The sequence below is a fragment of the Nonomuraea sediminis genome (assembly GCF_018531495.1).
Classification (GTDB): Bacteria; Actinomycetota; Actinomycetes; order Streptosporangiales; family Streptosporangiaceae; genus Nonomuraea; species Nonomuraea sediminis.
In genome coordinates this window covers 84,878-110,156 of sequence record NZ_JAHDTI010000016.1, presented here as the reverse complement: position 1 = coordinate 110,156, position 25,279 = coordinate 84,878, and the positions used below count along the sequence as shown (strand labels likewise).

The following is a 25,279-nucleotide window of genomic DNA, read 5'->3' as shown; positions in this document are numbered from 1 at the left end:
CTTCTTATCCGGGGGAAAGCGGGAGTTCGAGCTCCAGCTCGCGCCGGATCGGGATGCCGTCGAGCGCGACGAAGCCGGGCAGTGCGGCGGCGTCGACCGTCTCGCCCCGCCCGAGCGCCACCACGGTGGTGCCGCCCCAGCTCTCCTTCAATACGCGGGTGACCTGGGGGAGATCGCCGGGCTCGATGGAGATCGTCATGGCCTCATGATGCGAAGGCCTCGGCGTGATCGCGTGCCCAGGTGGCGAACGTGCGGGGAGTCCGGCCGGTGAGCGTCTCCACGTCGGAGGTCAGGGTGGCGGGGCGGCCGTCGCAGGACTGCCACCAGTCCAGGAGCGCGTCGGCGTACTCGGGGCGCATGTAGTCGCCCATCGCGGCCTTCCACTGCTCGCGGGTGACGGTCTCGATGGGGATGGCGCGCCCGGTGGCCGCGGCGAGGATCTCCACCTGATCGACGAAGCTGAGCGACTCGGGACCGGTCAGCGTGTAGGGGCCTCCTGCCTTGTCCGGCTCGGTGAGCACGGCCAGCGCGGCCTCGGCGATGTCGGCCTCGTGGATGGCGTCGTTGTGCGCGTTCGGGTACGGCAGGCTGATCGGCCGCCCGGAGCGCAGCGCCCACGCCCAGCCGAGCGCGTTGCTCGCGAACGCGCCGGGGCGCAGCGAGGTCACCTGGAGCGGCGAGTCGAACAGCGCCCGCTCGACCTCCAGGTGGGACCTGGCCAGCGGCTTGCTGTCGGCGTCAGGGGCGAGGACCGAGGCCGAGGACAGCAGCACGACATCGCGGACGCCCGCCGCGACCGCTTCCTTGGCGAAGGTGGCCGGTTGACCGTCGTTGGCGTAGAGGAAGACGGAGGTCACGCCTTCCAGCGCGGGCGCGAACGTGGCGGGATCCGACAGGTTCAGGGTGACCTCGGCGTCGGCGGCGCTCGAGGCGGCGCGGAACGGCAGGCCGCGCTCGCGCAGCAGGGAGATCAGGTGCGTGGCGACGGCGCCACGGGAGCCGGTGACGAGAATCATGGAAAGCCTCCAGAAGGGTTCAGTGACGGCGGGGCAGGAGCCAGACCAGCCCGCAGCAGATGAGGATGGCGGCCGTGACGAGCAGCAGGGCGGCGGTCACGGAGCCGAAGAAGACGGTGATGACGGCGGCGGCGCCGATGGCGTTGGCCAGTTGTTGGACCGCGGTGAGGGCTCCACTGGCGCTGCCGGTCTCGTGCTGGTCGACGTCGCCGATGGTGACGTCGTAGACGGCGGCGAAGCAGGTGCCCATGCCCAGGCCGATGGTCAGCACAGGGAGGGCGAGCAGCCACGCGGGCGGCGTGGGGCCGAGCAAGAGCAACCAGCCCACGCCCGCGAGCGTGATGAGCAGCCCGGCGAGGATCAGGACACGTCCGAGGGAGGCGACGAGCTTCCGGCAGACGATCGAGGAGACGACGATCCCGGCCGCCACGGGAGCCAGGCCGAGCGCGGCTCGCAGCGGGCCGTACCCGAGGCCGTTCTGCATGAACAGCGACAGCACGTACAGCAGCCCGGAGACCGCGGCGAAGAAGACGACGCTCAGCACGAGGCCCCAGGTGAAGCCGCGGTTGCGCAGCAGCGAGGGCACGATGAGCGGGGCGGGCGCGGTGACCTGGCGCCGGCAGAAGAGGGCGAAGCAGACCAGCCCGGCGGCCAGCGAGCCGAGCGGCGGCGCGGACCAGCCGTGGCCGGTGCCGTCGATCAGGCCGTAGAGCAGGCCCAGCATGGCGAGCGCGAGCAGCGTGGCGCCGGGGCCGTCGAGGGTGACCGAGCGGTCGCCCGCGTCGCGGGGGAGCAGGAGGCGGGCGGCGATCAGGGCGCCGCCGCCGAGCACGAGGTTGATCAGGAACATGGCGCGCCAGCCGGTGCCCAGCAGGTCGGCCTGGATCAGGAACCCGGCCAGGATGGGACCGCTGACGGCGGACAGGCCGAGCACGGGGGCGAAGGCGCTGAAGGCCCTGGCACGCTGTTCGCGCGGGAAGACCGCGGTGACAATGCCGAAGCCCTGCGGGACGAGCAGGGCGCCGAACGCCCCTTGGACCAGGCGGGACACGATGAGCATGGCCGGCGTGAGGGCCAGCCCGCACGCGATCGAGGCCACGGTGAAGCCGGTCAGGCCGGTCAGGAAGAGGCGGCGCCTGCCGTACTTGTCGCCAAGGCGGCCGCCCACCACGAGCAGCACGCCGAGCGCGAGGGAGTAGGCGGCGCCGAGCCACTGGATGAGGGTCTCGCCGCCGCCGAGGTCGGCGGCGATGGTGGGGGCGGCGATGTTGGTGATCGTGGAGTCGAGCAGGTCGATCACCGACGCGGAGAGCACGACCGCGAGCACGGCGTACGGGCGGGCGCGAGGTTGCGCGAGTAACACGGGAGTCTCCTGAGCTATAATCGCGACACACATATTGTGTGAAGAATATGTTGTGTGACGCACATAAATATGGACGATCAGGAGGCGCCATGTCAAACAGGAACGACAAGCTGGCGCGGATCATCGCGGAGAGCCAGCGCCACTACGCGGCGTATGTGCTGTTCAACCAGGCCCTGGCGGAGCATCTCGGCCTGCATCCAACCGATCTGCAGTGCGTGTCGCTGCTCGACTCGCAGGAGGAGCCGATGCCCACGGGAGAGATCGCCAAGCTGACGGGCCTGACGCCCGGCTCGGCCTCCAGGCTGGTCGACCGCCTGGAGAAGGCCGGTCTGGTGGTACGGCACGCCGATCCGCACGACCGGCGCAAGGCGCTCATCGGGCTGGTGCCCGAGGCGCGGGCCAGGATCGGCGAGGCGTGGCGGATCCCGGGCACCGCCTATGGCGAGGTGCTGAACCGGTACTCCGACGCCGAGCTCGACGTGATCGCCGACTACCTGCGGCGCGCGCGAGAGGTGGGCGTCGCGCAGGCGGAACGGCTGCGGAAATAGAGTCGCGCCCACCCCCGAGGGGCGGGCGCGACGGCCTGCTTACAGGTGCGGGTGCTGGGAGCGCTTGGCCTCGGTGTAGGCGGCGTGCAGCGGGGAGGTCTCGGCCACCGGCACGTCCCACCACGCCTCGGAGGAGGGCGCGTCGAGCAGCGGGTCGGTCCTGACGTAGATGACCGTGGTCTCCTCGGCCGCCCTGGCCGCCGCCAGGGCCTTGCGCAGGTCCTCGAGCGAGTCGGGGCGCACGACCGTGGCGCCCAGGCTGGCCGCGTTGGCCGCCAGGTCGACGGGCAGCGGCCCGCCGTCGTAGCGGCCGGTGCCGCGCAGGGCGTAGGAGGTGCCCAGGCGCTCGGCGCCGACGCTCTCCGACAGGCGCCCGATCGAGGCGAAGCCGAAGTTGTCGACCAGCACCACGATCAGCTTGATGCCCTCGGCCACGGCCGTGACCAGCTCCTGGGCCATCATCAGGTAGGAGCCATCGCCCACCATGACGAAGACCTCGCGCTTGGGCGCGGCCAGCTTCACGCCGAGCCCGCCGGCGATCTCGTAGCCCATGCAGGAGTAGCCGTACTCGACGTGGTAGCTGCCAGGGCCGCTGGGCCGCCAGAGCTTGTGCAGGTCGCCGGGCATCGACCCGGCCGCGCACACCACCACGCCGTCCTCGCCGGCCGCGGCGTTGACCGCGCCGATCACCGCCGGCTGCGGCAGCGGCGTGCCGTCCAGCGCGAAGGCCGCGTCGACCGCCGCGTCCCACGCGCGGTTCAGCCCGGCGGCGCGGGCCCGGTAGCCGTCCTCGGAGGCCCAGCCGCGGCAGGCCTCGGTGAGGTCCACCAGGCCCTCGCGGGCGTCGGCCACCAGCTGCATGCCCGACAGCTTGGCCGCGTCGAAGGCGGTGATGTTGAGGTTCACGACTGCGGCGTCGGCCCCGAAGATCGAGCGCGAGGCCGTGGTGAAGTCGCTGTAACGGGTGCCGACGCCGATGATCAGGTCGGCCTCGCGGGCGAGCGCGTTGGCCGCCGTCGTCCCGGTCGCGCCGACTGCCCCCACCGCCAGCTCGTGCCCGTACGGCAGGCTGCCCTTGCCCGCCTGCGTCTCGGCCACAGGGATGCCGTAGGTCTCGGCGAAGGCGCGCAGCTGCTCGGTCGCCTCGCTGTAGATGACCCCGCCGCCCGCGACGATGATCGGCCGCCTGGCAGTCCTGATGAGTTCGGCGGCCCGCTCCAGCGCGGCCCGCTCAGGCCTGGGCCGCGGCACGTGCCAGACGCGCCTGGCGAACAGCTCCTCGGGCCAGTCCCACGCCTCGGCCTGCACGTCCTGCGGCAGCGCCAGCGTCACCGCGCCCGTCTCGGCCGGGTCGGTCAGCACCCGCATCGCCCCCAGCAGCGCCGCCGGCAGCTGCTCGGGCCGGTTGACCCGGTCCCAGAACCGGGAGACCGGCTTGAAGGCGTCGTTGACCGAGATGTCGAGGGAACGCGGATCCTCCAGCTCCTGCAGCACCGGGTTGGCCACCCGGGTGGCGAACACGTCACCGGGTAGCAGCAGCACGGGCAGCCGGTTGATCGTCGCGCCCGCCGCCCCCGTGACCATGTTGGTCGCGCCTGGCCCAACCGAGGAGGTGCAGGCCAGCGTGGACAGCCGGTTGCTCGCCCGCGCGTAGCCCGCCGCCGCGTGCACCATCGCCTGCTCGTTGCGGGCCAGCCGGTACGGCAGGCCGTCCTGCGGCGAGGTGGCCAGCGCCTGCCCGAGCCCCGCCACGTTGCCGTGCCCGAAGATGCCGAACACGCCGCCGAACAGGCGATGCTCGACCCCGTCCCGCTCGGTCCACTGGCCGGCCAGGAAACGCACCACCGCCTGGGCGACGGTCAGTCGCGTCATGGGTTCCTCCCGAAGGGCAGTCGAGGGTCGATCGCCTGGCCGGCCCAGGAGCCGCGGATCCAGGCGTGGGCGGGGTCGTCGCAGAAGGCCATCGACCGCTCCCCGGCCGGGCCCGCCAGGACGTTGAGGTAGTACAGGTCGTAGCCGGGAGCGGCCATCGACGGGCCGTGGTAGCCGTAGGGGACCAGCACCACGTCGCCGGGGCGCACCTCGGCCAGCGTGTCGATGTGGCCGCGTTCGGAGGTGTAGACGCGCTGGTAGCCGGGCCCGCCCTCGAAGTAGTAGATCTCCTCGAGCACGGCCTCGCCCGGGTTCGGCGTGTCGTGCTTGTGCGGCGGGTAGGACGACCAGTTGCCGCCAGGGGTGAGGACCTCCACGGCCATGAGCTTGTCGCAGTCGAAGACCTCGGGCGAGCAGAAGTTGTTCACCTGCCTGCTCGACTGCCCCGCGCCCCTGATCTCCACGGCGACGTCGGAGGCGGGCACGTACCTGGGCTCGAGCGCGCGGGTGGCCCGGGCGCTGGGCAGGGCGATCCTGCCCTCGCCCGACAGCCGCACGTGCGTGCCGATCGGGAGGTAGGCGAAGTCGGAGGGGCCGGAGAAGACGGATTCGCGGCCCTTCAGCTCGAAGGTTCCCTGGCCGTGGGAGACCGTGCAGGAACCCGCCAGGGGCAGGACCAGCATCTCCTCCTCGCCGGTGTCGAACTCCACCGGCTCGCCCAGGTCGATCACGCGCAGGCCGGAGTAGGTCCAGCCCGCCGCGGAAGGGGTGATCTCGACCGACCACGGGTCGCGGGCAGCCTTGCCGTACGGGATGTAGGTCATGGACTCACCTCACGGACCAGGGCGGCGGCGGCGTCCACGGCGGTGGCGACGTCGTCGTCCGGTGGGTAGAGCAGGGCCCTGCCGACCACCAGGCCCCGCACGCCGGGCAGTTGCAGTGCGCGGCCCCACTCGGCGTAGGCCGCGTCGATGTCGGGCGGGTCGCCGCCGAGCAGCAGCGCCGGCAGCGTGGTGGCCGCCATGACGCGCTCCATCTCGGCCACCGCCGGGATCTTGAGCCAGGTGTAGGCGGAGGTCACGCCGAGCGCCTGGGCGATGCTGATCGCGCGGATCACGGCGTCGGGCGACAGGTCGTTGCGGACCGATCCCGTCTGCGTGCGCCCCGACCAGAACGGCTCGACCATCGCCACCAGGCGCCGGCGGGCCAGGTCGGTGACCGCGCGGGCGCACGACTCCAACGTGGCGACCGTGGCGTGGTCGGCCGGGTCGATGCGGCACAGCATCTTGCCGCCGTCCAGGCGCATGGCGTCGATCGACGGCGCATCGAAGCCGGTGAAGCGGTCGTCCAGCTCGAAGACCGAGCCCTGCAGGCCGCCCCTGTTCATCGAGCCGAAGGCCAGCCTGCCCTCCAGGGCGCCGAGCAGCAGCAGGTCCTCCAGCACGTCGGGCGAGGCCAGGATGCCGTCGACGCCGGGCCTGGACAGCGCCACCTGCAGGCGGTGCAGCAGGTCGGCACGGCTGGCCATGGCCAGCGGCCTGTCACGCACCGCCAGCGCGCCGCGGGCCGGATGGTCGGCGGCGATGATGAGCAGCCGCTCGCCCTCGCCGGGCAGGCCGCGCCGCTCGCGGCGGGCAGCGGCCTCGGCGATCGCCTCGGGGTTGGTGGCCCTGATCCGGGTCAGGTCCTCGTAGCGGGCCGGTCGGGGAAGCGTGGTCTCAGTCAACATCCGCTCCGGCGGTCTTGAGGAGGGTGAGCACCTCGTCGGTGGTGGGCATGGCATCCGAGCAGGCCAGCTGCCCGGCGACAAAGGCGCCGGCGGCGTTGGCGAAGCGCACCGTGCGCTCGAGCGGCCAGCCGCGCATCAGCCCCAGGCTGACCGCGCCGCCGAAGGCGTCGCCCGCGCCCAGGCCGTTGACGACCTCGACCTCGACGGGTTCGACCAGCGCGCGCTCGTCCGCGCTGCGCGCGAGCACGCCGCGCGGTCCCATCTTGACGATCGCGACCTTCATCCCGGCATCGAGCAGCGCCTGCGCGGCCGCCTCCGGGTCGCGGGTGCCGGTGACCACCTCGACCTCCTCCAGGTTGCCCACCGCCACGTCGGCGTGCCGCAGCACCGAGCGGTAGACCTCGGGCGCCCTGCCGGGGGAGTCCCACAGCATCGGGCGGTAGTCCAGGTCGAACACCGTCCACCCGGAGGTGCGGGCCTCCAGCGCGGCGTGGTGCGCCGCCAGGCTGGGCTCCTGGCTCAGCCCTGTGCCGGTGAACCAGAACACCCCGGCCCCTGCGATGGACTCCAGGTCCAGGCTATCCGGGCTGACCTGCAGGTCCGGTGGATGCTCGCCGCGGTAGAAGTACAGCGGGAAGTCGTCGGGCGGGAAGATCTCGCAGAACGTGACCGGCGTGGGCGGGCCGTGCACGGTGCCCACGTAGCGATCGTCCACGCCGTATCCGCGCAGGGCCTGCCGTACGAACTCACCGAAGGGATCCGCTCCCGTGGCGGTGATCACAGCGGAGCGCAGCCCGTGCCGGGCCGCGGCGACCGCCACGTTGGTCGGGCTGCCACCGAGGAATTTGCCGAACGTCTCGACGCGGGGCAGGCCCACGCCGGTCTGCAACGGGTAGATGTCGACGCCGGAGCGGCCGATCGTGATCAGGTCGAACAACGCACCTCCTGGGACGGAGCTTCCACCACACTATGACACATTGTCATGACATACTCATGTCCCCTATGTGACTGTTTGTAGCGAAACGGGCGGGTGCGGCGCCTGGGACGTATGGACATGCTCCTGAAATATGGCCCGGTCTTTACGTCATATGAATGTCATGACATATTGGCCCACGGGCTTCCTCCCCCTCAAGGACGTGTCGGAGGCTATGAATGGGATTGCGAAACACGGTCGCCGTCCTCGGCGTAGCCGCTCTGGCGGCCGCCGGATGTGGCGGCTCCTCGGGCGGCAGCGGTGACACGATAGAGCTCACGATCGCGCAGAACGCGATCGCGGGCGGCAAGAACGCCGCGGCGGCGGACTTCGTGGCCAACTGGGTGATCCCCAAGTTCGAAGCGGCCGAGAAGGCCAAGGGGAAGGACGTCAAGGTCAAGTTCGTCCCCAGCGGTGTCGACGACGAGCAGTACAAGACCAAGCTCTCCCTGGACCTCAAGTCCGGCAAGGGCGCCGACGTGATCGACATCGACGGCATCTGGGCCGGCGAGTTCGCCGAGGCGGGCTACATCAAGCCGCTGTCGGACCTGGTCGGCGCCGCCGCGGACAAGTGGGACGGCTGGCAGCAGATCCCCGAGTCGGTCCAGGGCCTGGCCACCTTCAACGGCAAGAAGTACGCCCTGCCCATCGGCACCGACGGCCGCCTCCTGTACTTCAACAAGACGCTCTTCCAGAAGGCCGGGCTCCCGGCCGACTGGCAGCCCAAGAGCTGGCAGGAGATCCTGGACGCGGGCGCCAAGCTGAAGACCGCGGGCATCCCGACGCCGATCCAGATCAACGCGGGCACCGCCATGGGCGAGGCCACCTCGATGCAGGGCGTGCTGCCGCTGCTCGCGGGCGCGGGCGGCGAGGTGCAGAAGGACGGCAAGTGGACCGGCGCGTCCCAGCCGCTCAAGGACGCGCTCGGCCTCTACCAGAAGATCTACGGCGGCAGCGGCCTCGGCGACCCCAAGCTCCAGCAGGAGGCCAAGGGCCGCGACAAGTCCTTCGCCGAGTTCGCCGAGGGCAAGATCGGCATCCTGATGGAGGGCGACTACTTCTGGCGGGGCGTCATCAACCCCAAGGACGGCGTCGCCAAGATGGCCGACCGCGACCAGACCGTCGGCTACGCCCTCATCCCGGCCATCGAGCCCGGCAAGGGCCTGCGCGGCCAGGACTTCGTCAGCATGTCGGGCGGCGCGCTGCGCGCGGTCAACCCCAACAGCAAGCACCCGCAGGAGGCCTTCGAGCTGGCGGCCTTCACGCTCTCCCCTGACGCGCTGAAGGAGGAGACCAAGAACGGCAACGTGCGCATCACCCCGCGCACGGACGTCAACAAGGAGATCCTCTCCGGCGAGCCGCTGCTGTCCTTCATCTCGGACAAGGTGCTGCCCCTGACGGCCTACCGGCCGCCGGTCGCGGTCTACCCGCAGGTGTCGGCGGCGCTCCAGGAGGCCACGGCCGAGGTCGTCGGCGGCAAGACGCCCGACCAGGCGGCGGCCGACTACCAGCAGAAGCTCGAAGGACTAGTCGGTGGCGCTGGCAACATCGCCTCCTGAGGCACCCGCGAAGGGACGCTACAGTTCCGACGCGGCGGGTCTCGGCCGGCTACGCGCGGGCGCGTTCGTCGCGCCCGCGCTGGTCCTCATCGCGATCTTCCTGGTCTTCCCCGCCCTCTGGGTCATCTACCTGGGGCTGACCAACTACCGCCTCACCGGCCTGGCGGCCAGGCACCCCCAGCTGGTCGGCCTCGACAACTTCGGCAACGCCCTGGCCGACGGCTCCTTCTGGAGCTCGACCTGGCTGACCGTCCAGTTCGTGCTCGGCTCGGCCGTCATCGGCCAGGTCGTGCTCGGCTTCACGATCGCCTGGCTGCTGCGCGACAGGACGGGACCGCTCAAGCGGATCGTCGAGGGCCTGGTCATCCTGGCCTGGATCCTGCCGAGCGCGGTCGTGTCGTTCCTGTGGGTGGCGCTGCTCGACCGCGACGGCGGCACGCTCAACCTGCTGCTGCACACCCCCGGCTTCGGCTGGCTGCTGGACCACCCGATGCTGTCGATCGTCGTCTTCAACACCTGGCGCGGCACCGCCTTCTCGATGATGCTGTACGGCGCGGCCCTGGGGAACGTGCCGCCCTCCCACCTGGAGAGCGCCCGCCTGGCCGGGGCCTCAGGCTGGCAGCAGCTGCGGGACGTGGTCTTCCCGCACATCCGCGGGCACATCCTGACCAACCTGCTGCTGATCAGCCTGTGGACGTTCAACGACTTCACCCCGTTCATGCTCACCGCCGGAGGCCCGGACGGTAAGTCCGAGGTGCTGGCCGTCCACGTGTACAAGGTCGCGCTGCTGGGCGGCGAACTGGGCGTGGGCGCCGCGATCTCGACCGTCATCCTGCTGATCAACCTCGTGGTGGCGGTGTTCTACCTACGGCTGTTGCGGAGCAAGAAATGACCCCGCGCTTTGTCGTCGGGAGGATCGGGTTCTACACGCTGATCGCCGTGCTGCTGGCCTTCTTCACGATCCCGCTGCTGTGGCTGATCACCGCCCCGTTCACCTCCGACCCGACCTACCAGGTCGCTGTGCCCGGCTTCACGCCAGACACCGCCGACTCGACCTCCCAGCCCCATCACTTCACGCTGGACAACTTCACCGCGATCTTCGAGCACCCCTACGCGCTGCCCTCGCTGCTGAACTCGCTCGTGCTGGCGGTCGGCACCGCCCTGCTCGTGGTGATCTTCGCGGCGCTGGCCGCCTACGCGCTCAGCAGGGTCCGGCTTCCCGGGCGTGACGCGCTGCTCTACGCGCTGCTGCTGCTCTCCTCGATCATCACCGGCACCGCGGCCATGGTGCCGCTGTTCCAGCTGGCCGTGGAGCTCAACCTGATCGACTCGCAGTTCGGGCTGATCCTCATCCTGACCGGCGGCCTGCTGCCCGCGGCGATCTTCATGCTCAAGGACTTCATGGACTCCACGCCCAAGTCCTACGAGGAGTCCGCCAGGGTCTTCGGCGCCTCGCCGCTGCAGATCGTCCGGCACGTGGTCGTACCGCTGGTACGGCCCGGCCTGGCCACGATCGCGGTCTGGGCCATCGCCAACGTGTGGGGCAACTTCCTCATGCCGTACCTGCTGCTGAGCGACGTGGAGAAGCAGCCCGCCGCGGTGATCATGTACACCCTCTACACCGAGGGCGGGCAGGCCAACCTCAAGCTGCTGTCGGTGTTCGGGCTGCTCTACTCGATCCCCGTGGTCCTGATGTACCTGTTCGTCAGCAAGAAGTACGGCTTCCGCTTCCACGGAGGGATCAAGCGCTGATGGCCGCAATCGAACTGCGAGGCCTGACCAAGGTCTACCCGGGGGGCGTGACCGCGCTCGACGCGCTCGACCTGGCCATCCCCGACGCCGAGTTCTTCGCCCTGCTCGGCCCGTCCGGGTGCGGCAAGACCACGCTGCTTCGCACGATCGCCGGGCTGGAGACCGCGACCGGCGGCTCGGTGGTCATCGGTGACCGCGACGTCACCGGCCTCCAGCCGGGCGCCCGCGACATCGCCATGGTCTTCCAGGACTACGCGCTGTTCCCGCACATGGACGTCACGGACAACATCGCCTACCCGCTGCGGATCAAGAAGATGGCCAAGGCCGCGCGGCACGGCAAGGCGCGCGAGGTCGGTGCCAGGCTCGGCCTGGAGCAGCTGATGGACCGCCGGCCCGGGCAACTGTCGGGCGGCCAGCAGCAGCGCGTCGCGCTCGCCCGCGTGATGGCCACCCAGGCGCAGGCGTTCCTGTTCGACGAGCCGCTGTCCAACCTGGACGCCCGGCTCCGCCTGGAGGCGCGCACGTTCCTGAAGAAGCTGCAGCGCGAGCTGGGCGTCACCACCGTCTTCGTCACCCACGACCAGGCCGAGGCGCTGGCGATGGCCGACAGGATGGCGGTCATGGAGTCCGGGCACATCCGGCAGATCGGCACCCCGGCCGAGGTGTTCCAGCGGCCCGCCAACACCTTCGTCGCGGGATTCATCGGCTCGACACCGATGAACCTGCTCGACGCGGTGGTCCGGGGTGACACGCTGGAGGTGGCCGGGTGCAAGGTGCCCGTTCCGGTCTCCGCGCGCGGCCTGCTCACCGACGGGGAGAAGATCGTGTACGGCGTGCGGCCCGAGTACAACGCCTACTCCGCCGAGCCGGTCGACGGCTCGCTGGGCGGGAAGGTCGCCATCGTGGAGAACCTGGGCGCCTCCCACCTGGTGACGCTGGAGGTCAACGGCGTCGCGGTCCAGACCACGGTCCCCGAGGGCGACGAGCCCGAGGTGGGCGCGGAGGGGCATGCCGTACCGAGGGCCGACAGGGCGCTGGTGTACCGAGACGGAGAGCTGGTGTGATCAGGGGTCATTGGTCGCTGGAGGACCGGCTGGAGCTGGGCCTGCGGGAGGTGCCGTTCGAGGTGCCCGCGGGGGCCGGGGCGGTGACCGTCAGGCTGGGGTACGACCGCTCGCGCGGGGTGCTCGACCTGGGGTGCGGCTCGCCCGGCGGGTTCCGCGGCTGGTCGGGCGGCGCGCGCGACGAGTACACGATCACCGCCGGCTGGGCCACGCCCGGCTACCTGCCGGGAGACATCGAGCCGGGCGGCTGGCAGGTCTGGCTGCGGCTGCACAGGATCCCGCCCGAGGGGCTCGACTACACGCTCGACATCTCCTTCGACGTCCCCGAACGGCCGGTCGCCGCCGAGCCGCCGGTCGGCGAGCGCCCGCCACGTCGTGAAATTCCGGAAATCGACGGCATGCGGTGGTACGCGGGGGACTTTCACTCCCACACCGTGCACAGCGACGGGTCGCTGACCATCGAGGAACTGGCCGAGCTGGCCAAGTCCCGCGGCCTGGACTTCCTCGCCGTCACCGACCACAACACGGTCAGTCACCACCCCTGGCTCGCCAAGATCGACCGGGGCATCACGCTGCTGCCCGGCCAGGAGGTCACCACCGACCGCGGCCACGCCAACGTCTTCGGCGACGTCGGCTGGGTCGACTTCCGCGAGCCCGCCGACTCCTGGGTACGGCACGCCGCGCGGGAGGGCGGGCTGATCTCGATCAACCACCCGCTGGGCGGCGACTGCGCCTGGCTGCAACCGCTGACCGAGCGGCCCCGGATCGCCGAGGTGTGGCACTCCGGCTGGTGGGACCGCCGCTGGGGCGCCCCGCTGGCCTGGGCGCAGGCCTGGCGCGACGACGTGATCCCGATCGGCGCCAGCGACTTCCACCGCCACGGCGACGACGGCCCGCCCGGCTCGCCCACCACCTGGGTGCTGGCCGAGGACCCCAGCCTCGCCTTCGAGGCGGTGGCCGCCGGCCGTACCGCGATCTCGGCGGGTCCAGGAGACCCGCTGCTGGTCAGGCTGGGCGACGAGCTGCTCGCGCTGGACGCCGACGGCCTGGTCCTGGTCCGACCCGGCGGCGCCCGCCAGGTGATCCGCGGCGACCGCGCCCGGGTGCCCGCCGAGGCGGGAACGCACCGATTGGAAACCTACGAGAACGAAGTGATGGCGATATGCGCATGAGGAAAGTTGCCAACGCCCCGGTCAGCTTCGGTGTGTTCGAGCTCAGCGACGCGCCGCCGCCACTGACGGCCGACGAGATGGTCGACGCGCTGAGCGCGGCCGGTTACGAGGGCATCGACTCGGGCCCGATCGGCTATCTGGGCACCGGCTCCGAGCTGGTCGACCGGCTCAAGCGCGCCGAACTGCCGCTGGCCGGCGGCTGGGTCGACCTGCGCTACAGCGACGCGCAGGCTTTCGCCGACGGGCTGCCCGGGCTGGAGGCCGCGCTCGACGTGTTCGCCGCGGCCACCGGCTACTGGGAGGGCGAGGTGCCCGAGCACTTCGCGCCCAGGCCGACGCTGGCCTGCTCCGGCTCGCCCGCGCGCTTCGCCAGGCCCGGCGGCAGCACGCCCGGCCTCACCGCGCAGGAGTGGCCCGCCTACGCCCGGCGGGTACAGCAGGCGACCGACCGCTGCCGCGAGCGCGGCCTCGAGCCCGTCTTCCACCACCACCTGGGCACCTACGTGGAGACGCCGCAGGACGTGGAGCGGCTGCTCGAGCTGACCGACGTGCAGCTCTGCCTGGACACCGGCCACCTGCTGCTGGCCGGCGGCGACCCGGTGACCGCCATCCGCGACTGGGCCGGCCGCGTGGGCCACGTCCACATCAAGGACGGCGACCGCGCCATCCTGGCCCAAGCCCTCGCCGACGGCGTCGACCTGCGCGAGCTGATGGGCCGCGGCGGCTTCGCCCCGCTCGGCCAGGGCGAGCTCGACCTGCCCGGCGTGGTGCGTGCGCTCGACGAGATCGGCTACCAGGGCTGGGTCATCATCGAGCAGGACACCCTGCCGGGCCGCCGGACTGTTCAGCAGAACATCGCCGATCAGGCCGCCAACCGCGAGATGCTGAGGGAGTGCGGGCTATGAAACTGGCGCTGGTCGGATGCGGCGCTGTCACACAGGCCGTCTACGTCCCCCTGCTGTCGCGCCGCCGCGACCTGTTCGAGGTGACGGCCGTCTGCGACCTGTCGCGCACGCTGGCCGACGTCGTCGGCGACCGGCTCGGCGTCGCCCGCCGCTACCTGTCGCTGGGCGACATGCTCGCCGACGGCGGCTTCGACGCGGTGGTCATGCTGGCCTCCGGCTCCCACGGCGAGGCCGTACGGCAGGCCCTCGCGGCCGGCTACGCCGTGCTGTGCGAGAAGCCGCTCGCGCTGACCAGGGCGGAAGTGGCCGCGCTGCCCGAGGGGCGGCTGATGGTCGGCTACATGAAGCAGTACGACCCCGCGGTGCTCAGGGCGGAGCAGGAGCTGGCCGCGCTCGGCGGGCCGGGGGCGATCAGGACGGTCGAGGTGACCGTGCTGCACCCGAGCGGCGAGTCGCAGCTGGCCTTCGCCAACCTCGCCCAGGCCCGCGACGTGGACGTGGCGCCGCTGCGGGCCGCCGAGGACGCGCTGGTCTCCCAGGCGCTCGGTGCTTCCGCGCCGCCCGCGGTCCGCGCGCTGTACGGCGTCAGCCTCGGGTCGATCTGCCATGACCTGTCGCTGCTGCGCCGCTTCACCGGGTCTCCCGCGGACATCGGGCACGTCGCCACGTGGGGGCCTGGGCCCGGCTCGATCGAGATCTCGGGCGCGCTGACGATCAGCGGGCGCTTCTCGATCCGCTGGCACTACCTGGAGGACTACCCGGCCTACCGGGAGACCGTGGCCATCCACCACGACAAGGGCTCGCTGGAGCTCGTCTTCCCCTCGCCGTACCTGCTCAACGCGCCGACCACGCTCACGATCGTGTCGGGTGGCGAGAGCCGTACCGAGGTCAGGGACGTCACCGAGGCGTTCGAGACGCAGCTGGTGGCCTTCCACGCCTTCGTGAACGAGGGCAAGCCGCCGCTCACCGGCAAGGACGGCGGGCTGGAGGACATCGTCACCGCGCAGCGCATCGCCGCCCGCTACGCCGTACTCAACGACCTTCCTATCGCAGGAGAAGCAGCTCCGTGAGCGACATTGTCGTCGTCCCGCACACGCACTGGGACCGGGAGTGGTACGAGCCGTTCCAGCGGTTCAGGCTGAGGCTGGTGGCGCTGCTCGACGAGGTGCTCGAGCGGATGGAGCGCGATCAGGACTACCACTTCACCCTCGACGGGCAGCTGGCCTGCGTCGACGACTACCTGGAGGTCCGGCCGGAGAACCGCGGCCGCATCGCCAAGCTCGTCGAGTCCGGACGGCTGGCCGTCGGGCCATGGCAGATCCTGCTCGACGAGTTCCTCTGCTCGGGTGAGACGATCATCCGCAACCTGGAGCTGGGCATGGCCGGGGCGGACGAGCTCGGCGGCGCCATGCCGGTCGGCTACCTGCCGGACATGTTCGGTCACACTGCCCAGATGCCGCAGATCCTGCGGCTGGCCGGGCTCGAGCACGCCTGTGTCTACCGCGGGGTGCCGTCGTCGGTGGTCACCGACGCCTTCGCCTGGGTCGCCCCCGACGGCACGGCGGTGCGCACGCAGTACCTGCCTGCCGGGGGATACGGCAACGGGGCGCACCTGTTCGAGGCGCCCGAGCAGCTGGGCAAGCGGGCCAGGCGGTTCACCGCCACGATGCGCGAGTGGCACGGCCCGGTCGGGCCGCTGCTGGCCATGTACGGCACCGACCACTCGGCGCCGGTGGCCGGGCTGCCCGCGATGGTGTCCGAGCTCGGCGCCCGCATGGACACGCTGTCCGGCTACATCCTCGCCATCGAGGACTACGGCGCGCTGCCCGAGGTCGCCGGCGAGCTGCGCTCGCACGCCAGGGCCAACATCCTGCCCGGCGTGATCTCCATCAGGCCGCACCTCAAGCAGGCCATGGGCCGCGCGGAGCGGATGGTCGAGCGGTACGCCGAGCCGCTGGCCACGCTCTGGGGCAAGGACTGGCCCGGCCGCTTCCTGGACATGGCGTGGTGGCGCCTGGTCGACGCCAGCGGCCACGACTCGATCACCGGCTGCGGGGTGGACGAGACGGCACAGCAGGTGGCCGCCCGCATCGCCGAGGCGGAGCACCTGGGGCAGGCCGTCCGCGACATGGTCACCGCCGAACTGGCCAGGACCGTGCCGACCGGCAGCACGCTGGTCGTCAACCCGACGCCCGCCACCCGCCGCGGCGTCGTCCTGATCGACGTGCCCGGGTACGACCAGCTCGAGGACGCGGCCGGCCTCGGCGTGCACAGCCAGCCGCTGATCCAGCACCCGACGCTGCTCCTCGACGAGCGGATGGACCCGGCCACCGCCCTGACCTTCGTCCACGGCACCGAGCTGTACGGCCAGCAGATCACCGGCTGGGGCATCGACGGCGACACGCTGGTGTTCACCGTCGCGCCAGAATCGCAGGCCGCCTTCGACGTCGAGGAGGTGCGCAAGCACATCGCCGGGCTGACGCGGGTCCGCATCGAGGCCCAGCTCAGGCGCACCGTGGCCGCGCTCGTCGAGGTGCCGCCGCTCGGCCACGCCGCCGTCCGCCCCACCCAGGCCGACCTGCCGCGCCCCGCCGGCGCCTTCGCGCGCCGCAAGGAGAACGTGCTCGACAACGGGCTGGTGAAGGTCACCGTCGAGGAGGACGGCACGCTCACGGTCACCAGCGCCGACGGGGTGACCGTCAAGGGCGCGGGAAGGATCGTCGAGAGCGGCGACGTGGGCGACACCTACAACTTCGCGCCGCCCGAGTCGGATCTGTTCGTCGAGTACCCGGCCACGGTCGACGTGGAACCGCTGTCGTCGGGGCCGCTGGTGGCCGAGCTGCTCGTCCGGCGGGTCTACCACTGGCCGGCGACGACCAAGGACGAGGGCGCCGAGTTCCTGCCCGGCGTGCGCCGCAAGGGCGCCGAGCGCGTCGGCGTGGAGATGCGGGTCGAGCTGCGGGCCGACGAGCCGTTCGTGCGGCTGCACGTGGAGTTCGACAACCGCTCGGACGACCACCGGGTCAGGCTGCACGTCCCGCTGCCGGAACCGGCGACCTCGTCGTTCGCCGAGGGGCAGTTCGCGGTCGTGGAGCGCGGGCTCACCGCGGAGGGCGGCTGCGGCGAGACGCCGCTGCCCACCTTCCCAGCCGCCTCCTGGGTGGCGGCCGGGGGAGTGGCGGTGCTGCTCGAGCACGTCACCGAGTACGAGCTGACCGGTGACGAGCTGGCGCTGACGCTGCTGCGCTCGGTCGGCTACCTCTCGCGCAACCGCAACCCGCTGCGCCCGGAGCCCGCGGGGCCGCAGCTGCCCACCCCGGCGGCGCAGTCGCGCGGGCCGCGCTCGGTGTCGATGGCGATCATGCCCTACGTCGACGCGACCGAGGGCCGCTGGCCGTCGGTCACGCCATGGAAGAAGGTGGCGGCGGCGGCCGAGGTGTTCAGGCACGAGCTGGTGGTCGTGCCGGGCACGGGCGACGCCTCGCTCCCGCTGCCCCAGCCCGCCGCGGGCCTGTCGGTGAGCGGGGACGGGGTCGTCATGACCTCGCTGCGCCGCCGCGACGGCAGCAAGGAGCTGCGGATGCTGGCGCTCGGCGACACCCAGGCGGTCGTCGAGGGCGACTTCACCCAGGCCCGCCGCGCCGACCTCCGCGGCCGTCCCGGCGAGCCGCTGCAGGTCGCCGACGGCCGTCTCACCCTGCCCATGCGCGCCTGGGAGATCGCCACCGTCCAGCTGTCCTGACCCGCCATCAGGGTTGGGGAGCGAAGTCCCTGCTGGTGGGAGGTGGGACGGGGAGGGGATGCGCGGCCTCGGCGCGGAGGCCGTCGAAGATCATCGCGAGGTAGCGGCGCCAGAGCCCGGGCACGGCGTCGCCCACCGGCAGGGCGGCCTGCGCGGCGGCACCGAGCAGGAGCACGATGTCGTGACCGGTCACGTCGGGCCGGACGACGCCCGCCCGCCTGGCCCGGTCGGCGAGAGACTCCGCCACACCGGCCAGGCGGTCGCTCGCGGCCCTGACGGCCGGATCGCTCCGCGACATCTCCGCCGTCACCTGGCAGAACGACCTGTCGGCCGCCGTCAGCTCGACGCCCGCCGTCATGAACGCCAGCAGCGCCGCCCCGGGATCCTCCGCCTCCAGCAGGCCCGTCCCGGTGGCCGCCAGCCCGTCGAGCTGGTCGCAGAAGATGGCGGTGACCAGTTGCTCCTTGCTGTCGAAATGTCGGAACACGGTGCCCTTGCCCACTCCGGCCCGCGCCGCGATCCGCGCGATCGACACGTCCATCCCGTTCTCGGCGAACTCCGCCGCTGCGGCATCCAGCAGCAGCCTCCTGTTGCGCGCGGCGTCGGCCCTGATCATGTCCTCATCCTAACTAACCGGACCATGCGGTCATGTTAAATGCTAACCTGACCGCATGGTCCGTTTCATGCATGCGCTCGTCGCCAGGCAGTACGGCGAGCCCGACGTCCTGGCACTCGAAGAGATCCCGATCCCCGAGCCCGGCCCCGGCCAGATCCAGGTCCGCATCGCCGCCGCCGCGCTCAACCCTGCTGACCTGCGCCTGCTCAGCGGCGTACTGCGCGGGTCCGCGCCGCTGACCTTCCCGCACGTCCCAGGCAGCGACTTCGCCGGTACGGTCACCGTCACCGGCCCCGGCGTGACCCGCTTCGCTCCCGGCGACAAGGTGTTCGGCCTGGGCCTGCCCAGGCCGACGGCGGCCATGGCGGAGATCGTCTGCACACCGCCCTCGCTGACGACCGGCACCATGGCCGAGTACGCCGTCTTCGACGCCGACGCCCCCGCCATCGCGCCCCGCCCCGCCCACCTGGACCCGGTGGCGGCCGCGGCGATCCCCATGGCAGGCCTGACCGCGCTGCCGCTGCTGCGCGCGCTGAAGGCCGAGCCCGGAGACCCGGTCCTGGTCATCGGCGCCGCCGGAGGGGTCGGCACGGCGGCGGTGCCGCTGATGGCCGCCGCGAAGACGCACGTCATCGGGACCGCCCGCCCGGAGGACGAGGAGTTCGTGCGGGACCTGGGCGCGGCCGAGGTGATCGGCTACCGCGACGTGGACACCGTGGCGGAGACGCTGCGGCGCCATCCCGGGGGCGTGGCGGCGCTGGTCAACCTGGCGATGCCCGGAGACCGGCTGACCGAGGCCGCCCGGGTCGTCCGCCCGGGCGGCCAGGTGCTGAACATCGCCTACCCCCAGCCGGATCCCGCCGTCATCGAGACCGTCTTCACCGCCGCGCGCCCCGGGGACCTGGCCGATCTCGCCACCCGCCTGCCGCTCGTGCCCGCCAGGCAGTACCCGCTACAGGAGGCGGTCAGGGCGTACGCGGATCTGGCCGGCACACACGTCAGGGGCAAGCTCGTGGTGACCGTCTAGAGCATGCCGAGCTGGTCGGCCGCGCGCAGGGCCAGCCACACCTCGGCGAAGGCCGTCGTCGAGGTGAGGTCCCTGCCGGTCAGGGTGGAGAAGCGACGCAGCCGATAGGCCAGCGTGTTCGGGTGGACGTGCAGGGCGGCCGCCGCCTCCTCGGTGCGGCGGTCGCGCTCCATCCAGGTGCGGACCGAGGCCACCAGGTGCGAGTCGTGCGCCGCGTCGTAGCCGAGCACCGCGCCGAGCACGTTGTCGACCAGGGCCGACAGCGTGGAGGCGTCGTCGGGCAGCCACCTGCCCGTGGGGTCCTCGCCGTAGCCGACCAGGGTGCGGCCCGCCTCGACGGCCCGGGCGGCGGCCCACATCGCCTCCCGCTGGGCCACCCGCATCGACTCGCCCGGCGGGAACGGCCTGCTCATCCCGACGTGCACGCCCTCCAGCGCGGCGGCGGCCGTACCGAGGGCGGGCGGGCCGAGCAGGACGTGGTCGTCGCCGCGGCGCAGCACGAGGTGGGGGCGGCCGTCCAGGGCCCGGCGCAGCGTGTCGTCGGGCGCGCCGCGGACCACCAGCAGCATCACGTCGGCCTCCAGCGGGATGCCCATCCTGGCCAGGCGGCGCCGCGCGGCCGGCGGGTCGAGCAGGTCCTGCAGCAGCTCCGCCAGCGTCTCTGCGCCCTCGCGGCGCAGCGTCTCGCGCTCGTGCCTGGCCATGGCCACCTGCAGCGCCGCCACCGTGGCGATGTGCTGGACCACGGCCAGCCCGGCCGGGCGGGCGCCCTCCCGTTCGAAGGCCACCACGAATCCCGCGGGGCCGCCGGGCGCGGGCACCGGCAGCACGAATCCCCCGGGGATCGTGGGCGGCGCGTCCGGCTCCGACGGCAGCACGTCCAGCGCCGGCACCGGCACCCCGGGCAGCAGCGGCCTGCCGTACGGCGTGCAGAGGAAGACGTCGTAACCCGACAGCCGCTCCAGCCGTTTGAACAGCGTGGCGGTGTCGAGGTCCTCGGCGGCCAGCCAGCGCAGCGCGCCGAAGACCTGCAGCTGCGCGCTGAGCCGGTGGTCGCCGTGGACGGAGGCGGCCACCTCCTGCGCGACCGCGATGAACGGCACGGCCAGCGGCACCTCGAGCACCGGCATGCCGCGCTCCTCGGCGGCGTCGAGGAAGGCCCGGTGCAGGGGCGGCACGTGCAGCTGGGCCGACAGGGCGAGCGCGGAGACGCCGGCGTCGTCGAGCCGTTCCAGGTAGGCGCGCTGGCGGGCGGCCGGGCGCGGCACGCCGATGCCCGTGGTCATGATCACCTCGGCGCCGAGCAGCCAGGGCGTGGGGTCGTCCAGCTCGCTGACGTGCGCCCACGACACCGACCTGCCCAGCCCGGCCTCACCGGCCAGCAGGCGCAGCTGCAGGGCGGGTGAGCGGAGCAGATCCTCCACGGTCAGTTTGTGGTCGGCCACAAAACACACCGTCCCTCTCCGTGACTGAGACAATTGTCGCAGCTCAGGGGCGTGACGAACACTGGCACCCATGAACAGAGGTCCCGTCGACTCCAGCCAGGTCCCGCGCTTCGCCGGTCTCGCCACCTTCGCCCGCCTGCCCAGGCTGGACGAGGTCGAGCGGGCGGACGTCGCGGTCGTGGGAGTGCCCTTCGACAGCGGCGTCTCCTACCGGCCTGGCGCCCGCTTCGGTCCCGCCGCGGTGCGCGAGGCGTCGCGGCTGCTGCGGCCCTACCACCCGGGCCTGGATGTCTCGCCGTTCGAGCAGGCGCAGGTCGTGGACGCCGGCGACATCGCCGTCAACCCGTTCGACATCCACGAGGCCATCGAGACGATCGAGGCGGCGGCCGACGGGCTCGACGCCCGGCTGGTCACCATCGGCGGCGACCACACGATCGCGCTGCCGCTGCTGCGCTCGGTCGCGCGCGAGCACGGGCCGGTGGCGCTGCTCCACTTCGACGCCCACCTGGACACCTGGGACACCTACTTCGGCGCCGAGTACACGCACGGCACGCCGTTCCGGCGGGCGGTCGACGAGGGCATCGTCGACACCGAGGCGCTCAGCCACGTCGGCATCCGCGGCCCGCTGTACGGCAAGAAGGACCTCGAGGACGACCGGCGCATGGGCTTCGGGATCCTGACCGCCGCCGACGTCCTGCGCCAGGGCCTGGACGAGGTGATCGACCGGCTCCGGCAGCGCATCGGCGACCGGCCGCTGTACGTCTCGGTCGACATCGACGTGCTCGACCCCGCCCACGCGCCCGGCACCGGCACCCCCGAGGCGGGCGGGCTCACCTCCAGGGAACTGCTGGAGATCCTGCGCGGCCTGGCCGGCTGCCGCCTCGTCGGCGCGGACGTGGTGGAGGTCGCGCCCGCCTACGACCACGCAGAGATCACCTCCGTGGCCGCCTCCCACGTGGCCTACGACCTGGTGAGCTTGATGACCCTATGAGCATCACCGAGGTAGAGGTCCACGGCGTCGACCGCATCCCCGACGCCGACCGCGACGCCACGCCGTTCGACCTGTTCCGCCTGGCCTTCGGCGGGGCGAACACGTTCGCCACCTGCGTGCTCGGCGCCTTCCCCATCCTGTTCGGCCTGTCGTTCTGGCAGGGCGTGGGCGCCACGTTGCTCGGGCTGGTCGTGGGCGCGCTGATCCTGGCGCCGCTGTCGCTGTTCGGGCCGCTGAACGGCACCAACAACGCGGTCTCCTCCTCCGCCCACCTGGGCGTGCACGGGCGGGTCGTGGGCTCGTTCCTGTCGCTGCTGACCGCCATCGCGTTCTTCTCGATCTCGGTCTGGTCCTCCGGCGACGCGCTGGTCGGCGGGGCGCACCGGCTGGCCGGGCTGCCCGAGTCGGACCTGGCGTACGGCGCGGCCTACGCGCTGTTCGCCGGGCTCGTGCTGATCGTGTGCGTCTACGGGTTCCGGTTCATGCTGTTCGTCAACAAGATCGCGGTGGCGGCGGCGTCGCTGCTGTTCGTGCTGGGGGCCCTGGCCTTCGCCGGGGACTTCGACCCGTCCTACCCGGGCACGCTGGCGGCCGGTGACCCGCTGTTCTGGCCGTCGTTCATCGGGGCCGCGCTGATCGTGCTGTCCAACCCGGTGTCGTTCGGGGCGTTCCTGGGTGACTGGTCCCGCTACATCCCGGCGAACACGCCGCGCAGCCGGATCATGGGCGCCGCGTTCCTGTCGCAGATCGCCACGATCCTGCCGTTCCTGTTCGGCCTGACCACGGCCTCGATCATCGCCACCCAGGCGGCCAAGTACGTCGATCCCGCCGCGCCCAACTACGTGGGCGGGCTGCTGGCCATCTCGCCGACCTGGTACTTCGTGCCGGTCTGCCTGATCGCGCTGATCGGCGGCATGTCCACGGGCACGACCGCGCTCTACGGGACCGGGCTGGACTTCTCCAGCGTGTTCCCGCGCTTCTCCCGGGTGCAGGCGACCGTGTTCATCGGCGTGCTGTCGATCGTGTTCATCTTCGTCGGCCGTTTCGCCGCCAATCTGACGCAGAGCATCTCCACCTTCGCCACGCTCATCATCACCTGCACGGCGCCGTGGATGGTCATCATGATGCTCGGCTACGTCACCCGGCGCGGCTGGTACGACCCGGAGGCGCTGCAGGTGTTCAACCGGCGCCAGCGCGGCGGCCGCTACTGGTTCACCCACGGGTGGAACTGGCGCGGGCTGTCGGCCTGGCTGGTCTCGGCGGCGGTGGCGCTGATGTTCGTCAACCTGCCCGGCCAGTTCGTCGGCCCGCTCGGCGACCTGGCAGGCGGGGTGGACATCTCGCTGCCGCTCGGCCTGGCGCTGGCCGCCGTGCTCTACCTGGCGCTGCTGGCCGTCTTCCCCGAGCCTCGCGAGGTGTACGGCCCGGCGGGGCCGCGCCTGGTGCGCGCGGCCGACACCCCCGTCCCGCCGATCATTCCGGCCGCGGATCCCATCGGAACCGGCGGATAGCCACCAGCGCCCCCGCCAGGCCCCAGACGGCGAGCACGGTGAGGCTGTGCCAGCTGGGCCCGGTGAGCAGGGCCTGGTTGAACGGCCGCACCGGCAGCATGTCCGAGACCGCGTTCAGCGCGTCGGAGTGGATCGGCAGGTAGGTGCCCGCGATGAACACCAGCGGGAACTGCACGAGCTGCACGACCGCGGGCGCGGCCTCGGCGTTGCGGATCAGGGAGGCCACGGCCACGCCGAGCGCGCAGAACGCGGCCGCGCCGAGCACGAGCGTGGCCACCAGGCCCGGCAGCCGCGCCGGGTCGGGGAACGGCACGCCGTACAGCCTGCCGACCAGCGAGATGAGCAGCACGTCGACGATGCTGACCAGCACGCAGTGGGCCAGCAGGCCGACGAAGTAGACGCGGGCGGGCAGCGGGGTGGCGCGGACGCGCTTGAGTATGCCGTCCTGGCGCCTGGCGGCCAGCACGATCGCCAGCTGGCTGAAGCAGGAGCCGAGCACCGACACCGCGGCGATCGTGGGCACGTAGTACTGCAGCGCCGACATGCCGTAGAAGTAGTCGCCCGCCTCGACGCCGCCGAACAGCGCGCCGAAGATCGTGATGACCACGACGGGGAAGACGAACGTGAAGAACGCGCTCTGCGGGTTGCGCCAGAACGACAGCTGCTCGTAGCGGATCTGGTGCCAGATGAGTCTCATGATCGCGTCAGCTCCAGGTAGACGTCCTCCAGGCTGGGCCGGTCCACGGTCAGCCCGTCCAGCACGACGCCGCTCCAGATCAGCTCCCTGAGCGTGCCGGTGGGGTCGGTGGTCTCGAGGACGACGGGGCCCTCGGGGCTCGTGTAGCGGATGCGGGTCTTGGCCGAGTCGCGCCCGCCCAGCGTGGCCGGGGTGCCGCTGGCGACGATCCGGCCGCCGGACATCACCGCCACCCGGTCGGCCAGCTCCTGCGCCTCCTCCATGTAGTGCGTGGTGAGCACGATCGTGGTGCCCGAGTCGCGCAGGTTCCTGATCAGCTCCCAGGCGCCGCGGCGGGCGTTCGGGTCGAAGCCGGTGGTCGGCTCGTCCAGGAAGAGCAGGCTGGGGTCGCCGATCACGCCGAGCGCCAGGTCGAGGCGGCGCTTCTGGCCGCCGGACAGCGCCTTGACCTTGCGCCGCGCCTGCGCGCGCAGGTCGACCAGGTCGATGACCTCGTCCACGTCGCGCGGCGCCGGGTAGTAGCCGGCGTTGCGCGCGATGGTCTCGCGCACGGTCAGGTACGGCTCGACCGCGATGTCCTGCAGCACCAGCCCGATCCTGGCGCGCAGCGCCGGGTCGCGCGGGTCCATGCCGAGTACCTCGACGACCCCGGCGTCCTTGACGCGGAAGCCCTCGATGATCTCCAGTGTGGTGGTCTTGCCCGCGCCGTTCGGGCCGAGCAGCGCGAAGATCTCCCCGTGCTCGACGCTGAAGCTCACCTCCCGTACGGCCCGCACCGCGCCGTACCGTTTGGCCAGCCCTTCCACTACGAGCGCAGGCACGTGACCTCCACCCGGACGTCGAGGTGGCGCGCTGCCAGGCCGCGGTAGGCGGTCACGCCGAACTCGGTCCTGTCGACGCGCGTGGTGGCCACGACGGTGAACGAGCCGGGCCCCACCTCCGTCCGCTCGACGGTCAGCGCCACCGGCCAGGTGACGTCCCGCACGGTCAGCGTCCCCTCCAGCGAGCCGTTCGCGCGGAAGGTCATGACGGGGAAGCGGTCGGTGTCGAGCAGGCGGGCAGAGCGCACGCTGTCGTCGCGCCGGTCGTTGCCGGTGTGGCAGCTCCCGGCGTCGATCTCCACCTCGACGCGCGAATCGGCGATCGGCTCGGCGACGTCCACGGTCCCCGACCGGATGGCGAACGTGCCCCGCACAGGGGCGAGCCCGAACAAGTGGCGGGTTCCGAACGTGATCGACCCTGAATCGATCTTGTAACGGCCCAGTTGAGGTGTCATGCCGTCCATTGCACGGCCCGG

General features: G+C 71.9%; 24 protein-coding genes. 12 read left to right on the top strand and 12 right to left on the bottom strand.

The features are described 5' to 3' along the window. Positions 1-4: 4 nt before the first annotated feature. Genes KIK09_RS47515 through KIK09_RS47505 form a run of 3 tightly spaced genes read right to left on the bottom strand, consistent with a single transcriptional unit; the run spans position 5 to position 2,379 of the window. Positions 5-199 carry a hypothetical protein gene (locus tag KIK09_RS47515; protein ID WP_214326169.1) on the bottom strand — a complete coding sequence of 65 codons (195 nt, stop codon included), beginning with the start codon at positions 197-199 and terminating at the stop codon, positions 5-7. 4 nt (positions 200-203) lie between these two features. After that, positions 204-1,016, bottom strand: a complete 813-nt coding sequence (locus KIK09_RS47510; RefSeq protein WP_214326168.1) for an NAD(P)H-binding protein — start codon at positions 1,014-1,016, stop codon at positions 204-206. Positions 1,017-1,035: 19 nt separating this feature from the next. Further along, positions 1,036-2,379 carry an MFS transporter gene (locus tag KIK09_RS47505; protein WP_308164730.1) on the bottom strand — a complete coding sequence of 448 codons (1,344 nt, stop codon included), beginning with the start codon at positions 2,377-2,379 and terminating at the stop codon, positions 1,036-1,038. Between the two features lie 89 nt (positions 2,380-2,468). Here KIK09_RS47505 and KIK09_RS47500 point away from each other — a divergent pair, with 89 nt between their 5' ends. Beyond that, on the top strand, positions 2,469-2,927 hold the full coding sequence (locus tag KIK09_RS47500) for a MarR family winged helix-turn-helix transcriptional regulator (RefSeq protein ID WP_214326166.1): 459 nt from the start codon (positions 2,469-2,471) through the stop codon (positions 2,925-2,927). Positions 2,928-2,966: 39 nt separating this feature from the next. On the opposite strand, the gene iolD is transcribed toward KIK09_RS47500, so the two are convergent. The 4 genes from iolD to iolC are packed head-to-tail and all read right to left on the bottom strand — an operon-like array spanning position 2,967 to position 7,465. Beyond that, complete coding sequence (iolD, locus tag KIK09_RS47495) at positions 2,967-4,799, bottom strand: 3D-(3,5/4)-trihydroxycyclohexane-1,2-dione acylhydrolase (decyclizing) (protein WP_214326165.1); 1,833 nt, start codon at positions 4,797-4,799, stop codon at positions 2,967-2,969. After that, the gene (gene iolB / locus KIK09_RS47490) at positions 4,796-5,623 is read right to left on the bottom strand and encodes a 5-deoxy-glucuronate isomerase (protein WP_214326164.1); all 828 of its coding nucleotides are present in this window, start codon (positions 5,621-5,623) and stop codon (positions 4,796-4,798) included. Before iolB ends, iolD begins: the two co-directional genes overlap by 4 nt. Then, positions 5,620-6,528 carry a Cgl0159 family (beta/alpha)8-fold protein gene (locus KIK09_RS47485; protein ID WP_250574940.1) on the bottom strand — a complete coding sequence of 303 codons (909 nt, stop codon included), beginning with the start codon at positions 6,526-6,528 and terminating at the stop codon, positions 5,620-5,622. The genes iolB and KIK09_RS47485 overlap by 4 nt, the downstream gene beginning before the upstream one ends. Next, complete coding sequence (gene iolC / locus KIK09_RS47480) at positions 6,518-7,465, bottom strand: 5-dehydro-2-deoxygluconokinase (RefSeq protein ID WP_214326163.1); 948 nt, start codon at positions 7,463-7,465, stop codon at positions 6,518-6,520. Before iolC ends, KIK09_RS47485 begins: the two co-directional genes overlap by 11 nt. 215 nt (positions 7,466-7,680) lie before the next feature. Here iolC and KIK09_RS47475 point away from each other — a divergent pair, with 215 nt between their 5' ends. Genes KIK09_RS47475 through KIK09_RS60380 form a run of 8 tightly spaced genes read left to right on the top strand, consistent with a single transcriptional unit; the run spans position 7,681 to position 17,695 of the window. Next, positions 7,681-9,060: an extracellular solute-binding protein gene (locus tag KIK09_RS47475; RefSeq protein WP_214326162.1), complete on the top strand. Its 1,380-nt coding sequence runs from the start codon at positions 7,681-7,683 to the stop codon at positions 9,058-9,060. Further along, on the top strand, positions 9,035-9,952 hold the full coding sequence (locus KIK09_RS47470; protein ID WP_214326161.1) for a carbohydrate ABC transporter permease: 918 nt from the start codon (positions 9,035-9,037) through the stop codon (positions 9,950-9,952). The genes KIK09_RS47475 and KIK09_RS47470 overlap by 26 nt, the downstream gene beginning before the upstream one ends. Beyond that, entirely contained in the window at positions 9,949-10,812 is an 864-nt protein-coding gene (locus KIK09_RS47465) for a carbohydrate ABC transporter permease (RefSeq protein ID WP_214326160.1), read from the top strand. The genes KIK09_RS47470 and KIK09_RS47465 overlap by 4 nt, the downstream gene beginning before the upstream one ends. Further along, positions 10,812-11,876, top strand: coding sequence for an ABC transporter ATP-binding protein (locus tag KIK09_RS47460; RefSeq protein WP_214326159.1), 1,065 nt, complete (start codon positions 10,812-10,814; stop codon positions 11,874-11,876). The genes KIK09_RS47465 and KIK09_RS47460 overlap by 1 nt, the downstream gene beginning before the upstream one ends. Beyond that, positions 11,873-13,048 (top strand): CehA/McbA family metallohydrolase, encoded by a 1,176-nt coding sequence (locus KIK09_RS47455; RefSeq protein WP_308164728.1) that lies wholly within the window; start codon positions 11,873-11,875, stop codon positions 13,046-13,048. The genes KIK09_RS47460 and KIK09_RS47455 overlap by 4 nt, the downstream gene beginning before the upstream one ends. Beyond that, positions 13,045-13,953, top strand: a complete 909-nt coding sequence (locus KIK09_RS47450; RefSeq protein WP_214326158.1) for a TIM barrel protein — start codon at positions 13,045-13,047, stop codon at positions 13,951-13,953. Before KIK09_RS47455 ends, KIK09_RS47450 begins: the two co-directional genes overlap by 4 nt. After that, on the top strand, positions 13,950-15,023 hold the full coding sequence (locus tag KIK09_RS47445) for a Gfo/Idh/MocA family protein (RefSeq protein ID WP_214326157.1): 1,074 nt from the start codon (positions 13,950-13,952) through the stop codon (positions 15,021-15,023). The genes KIK09_RS47450 and KIK09_RS47445 overlap by 4 nt, the downstream gene beginning before the upstream one ends. Further along, entirely contained in the window at positions 15,020-17,695 is a 2,676-nt protein-coding gene (locus KIK09_RS60380; RefSeq protein ID WP_214326156.1) for a glycoside hydrolase family 38 N-terminal domain-containing protein, read from the top strand. The genes KIK09_RS47445 and KIK09_RS60380 overlap by 4 nt, the downstream gene beginning before the upstream one ends. A gap of 7 nt (positions 17,696-17,702) precedes the next feature. Here KIK09_RS60380 and KIK09_RS47435 read toward each other — a convergent pair whose 3' ends face one another. After that, positions 17,703-18,311: a TetR/AcrR family transcriptional regulator gene (locus tag KIK09_RS47435; RefSeq protein ID WP_214326155.1), complete on the bottom strand. Its 609-nt coding sequence runs from the start codon at positions 18,309-18,311 to the stop codon at positions 17,703-17,705. 67 nt (positions 18,312-18,378) lie between these two features. On the opposite strand from KIK09_RS47435, the gene KIK09_RS47430 reads away from it, so the two are divergent. Beyond that, a complete protein-coding gene (locus KIK09_RS47430) occupies positions 18,379-19,338 on the top strand; it encodes an NADP-dependent oxidoreductase (protein ID WP_214326154.1) in 960 nt (319 codons plus the stop codon). Here the strand turns inward: KIK09_RS47430 and KIK09_RS47425 are convergent. Then, on the bottom strand, positions 19,335-20,783 hold the full coding sequence (locus KIK09_RS47425) for a PucR family transcriptional regulator (protein WP_308164727.1): 1,449 nt from the start codon (positions 20,781-20,783) through the stop codon (positions 19,335-19,337). The genes KIK09_RS47430 and KIK09_RS47425 overlap by 4 nt on opposite strands. Before the next feature lie 70 nt (positions 20,784-20,853). On the opposite strand from KIK09_RS47425, the gene speB reads away from it, so the two are divergent. Together speB and KIK09_RS47415 are read left to right on the top strand one after the other, a co-directional pair. Continuing rightward, positions 20,854-21,774, top strand: a complete 921-nt coding sequence (speB, locus tag KIK09_RS47420; protein ID WP_214326152.1) for an agmatinase — start codon at positions 20,854-20,856, stop codon at positions 21,772-21,774. Next, positions 21,771-23,285: a purine-cytosine permease family protein gene (locus KIK09_RS47415; RefSeq protein ID WP_214326151.1), complete on the top strand. Its 1,515-nt coding sequence runs from the start codon at positions 21,771-21,773 to the stop codon at positions 23,283-23,285. The genes speB and KIK09_RS47415 overlap by 4 nt, the downstream gene beginning before the upstream one ends. On the opposite strand, the gene KIK09_RS47410 is transcribed toward KIK09_RS47415, so the two are convergent. Genes KIK09_RS47410 through KIK09_RS47400 form a run of 3 tightly spaced genes read right to left on the bottom strand, consistent with a single transcriptional unit; the run spans position 23,248 to position 25,258 of the window. After that, the gene (locus tag KIK09_RS47410) at positions 23,248-23,982 is read right to left on the bottom strand and encodes an ABC transporter permease (RefSeq protein WP_214326150.1); all 735 of its coding nucleotides are present in this window, start codon (positions 23,980-23,982) and stop codon (positions 23,248-23,250) included. The two genes, KIK09_RS47415 and KIK09_RS47410, sit on opposite strands and share 38 nt — an antisense overlap. Further along, the gene (locus tag KIK09_RS47405; protein WP_214326149.1) at positions 23,979-24,803 is read right to left on the bottom strand and encodes an ABC transporter ATP-binding protein; all 825 of its coding nucleotides are present in this window, start codon (positions 24,801-24,803) and stop codon (positions 23,979-23,981) included. The genes KIK09_RS47410 and KIK09_RS47405 overlap by 4 nt, the downstream gene beginning before the upstream one ends. Beyond that, positions 24,788-25,258 carry a YceI family protein gene (locus KIK09_RS47400; RefSeq protein WP_214326148.1) on the bottom strand — a complete coding sequence of 157 codons (471 nt, stop codon included), beginning with the start codon at positions 25,256-25,258 and terminating at the stop codon, positions 24,788-24,790. The genes KIK09_RS47405 and KIK09_RS47400 overlap by 16 nt, the downstream gene beginning before the upstream one ends. Positions 25,259-25,279 lie beyond the last annotated feature (21 nt).

What these genes read in the sequence shown, in the direction of transcription:
- KIK09_RS47475 (WP_214326162.1), top strand. Translation starts at nt 7,681, where the DNA reads ATGGGATTGCGAAACACGGTCGCCGTCCTCGGCGTAGCCGCTCTGGCG.
- KIK09_RS47465 (WP_214326160.1), top strand. Translation starts at nt 9,949, where the DNA reads ATGACCCCGCGCTTTGTCGTCGGGAGGATCGGGTTCTACACGCTGATC.
- KIK09_RS47445 (WP_214326157.1), top strand. Translation starts at nt 13,950, where the DNA reads ATGAAACTGGCGCTGGTCGGATGCGGCGCTGTCACACAGGCCGTCTAC.
- KIK09_RS47500 (WP_214326166.1), top strand. Translation starts at nt 2,469, where the DNA reads ATGTCAAACAGGAACGACAAGCTGGCGCGGATCATCGCGGAGAGCCAG.
- KIK09_RS47415 (WP_214326151.1), top strand. Translation starts at nt 21,771, where the DNA reads ATGAGCATCACCGAGGTAGAGGTCCACGGCGTCGACCGCATCCCCGAC.
- iolB (WP_214326164.1), bottom strand. Translation starts at nt 5,623, where the DNA reads ATGACCTACATCCCGTACGGCAAGGCTGCCCGCGACCCGTGGTCGGTC.
- KIK09_RS47410 (WP_214326150.1), bottom strand. Translation starts at nt 23,982, where the DNA reads ATGAGACTCATCTGGCACCAGATCCGCTACGAGCAGCTGTCGTTCTGG.
- KIK09_RS47460 (WP_214326159.1), top strand. Translation starts at nt 10,812, where the DNA reads ATGGCCGCAATCGAACTGCGAGGCCTGACCAAGGTCTACCCGGGGGGC.
- KIK09_RS47485 (WP_250574940.1), bottom strand. Translation starts at nt 6,528, where the DNA reads ATGTTGACTGAGACCACGCTTCCCCGACCGGCCCGCTACGAGGACCTG.
- KIK09_RS47435 (WP_214326155.1), bottom strand. Translation starts at nt 18,311, where the DNA reads ATGATCAGGGCCGACGCCGCGCGCAACAGGAGGCTGCTGCTGGATGCC.
- KIK09_RS47400 (WP_214326148.1), bottom strand. Translation starts at nt 25,258, where the DNA reads ATGACACCTCAACTGGGCCGTTACAAGATCGATTCAGGGTCGATCACG.
- KIK09_RS47450 (WP_214326158.1), top strand. Translation starts at nt 13,045, where the DNA reads ATGAGGAAAGTTGCCAACGCCCCGGTCAGCTTCGGTGTGTTCGAGCTC.
- KIK09_RS47430 (WP_214326154.1), top strand. Translation starts at nt 18,379, where the DNA reads ATGCATGCGCTCGTCGCCAGGCAGTACGGCGAGCCCGACGTCCTGGCA.
- KIK09_RS47515 (WP_214326169.1), bottom strand. Translation starts at nt 199, where the DNA reads ATGACGATCTCCATCGAGCCCGGCGATCTCCCCCAGGTCACCCGCGTA.
- KIK09_RS47510 (WP_214326168.1), bottom strand. Translation starts at nt 1,016, where the DNA reads ATGATTCTCGTCACCGGCTCCCGTGGCGCCGTCGCCACGCACCTGATC.
- speB (WP_214326152.1), top strand. Translation starts at nt 20,854, where the DNA reads ATGAACAGAGGTCCCGTCGACTCCAGCCAGGTCCCGCGCTTCGCCGGT.
- iolD (WP_214326165.1), bottom strand. Translation starts at nt 4,799, where the DNA reads ATGACGCGACTGACCGTCGCCCAGGCGGTGGTGCGTTTCCTGGCCGGC.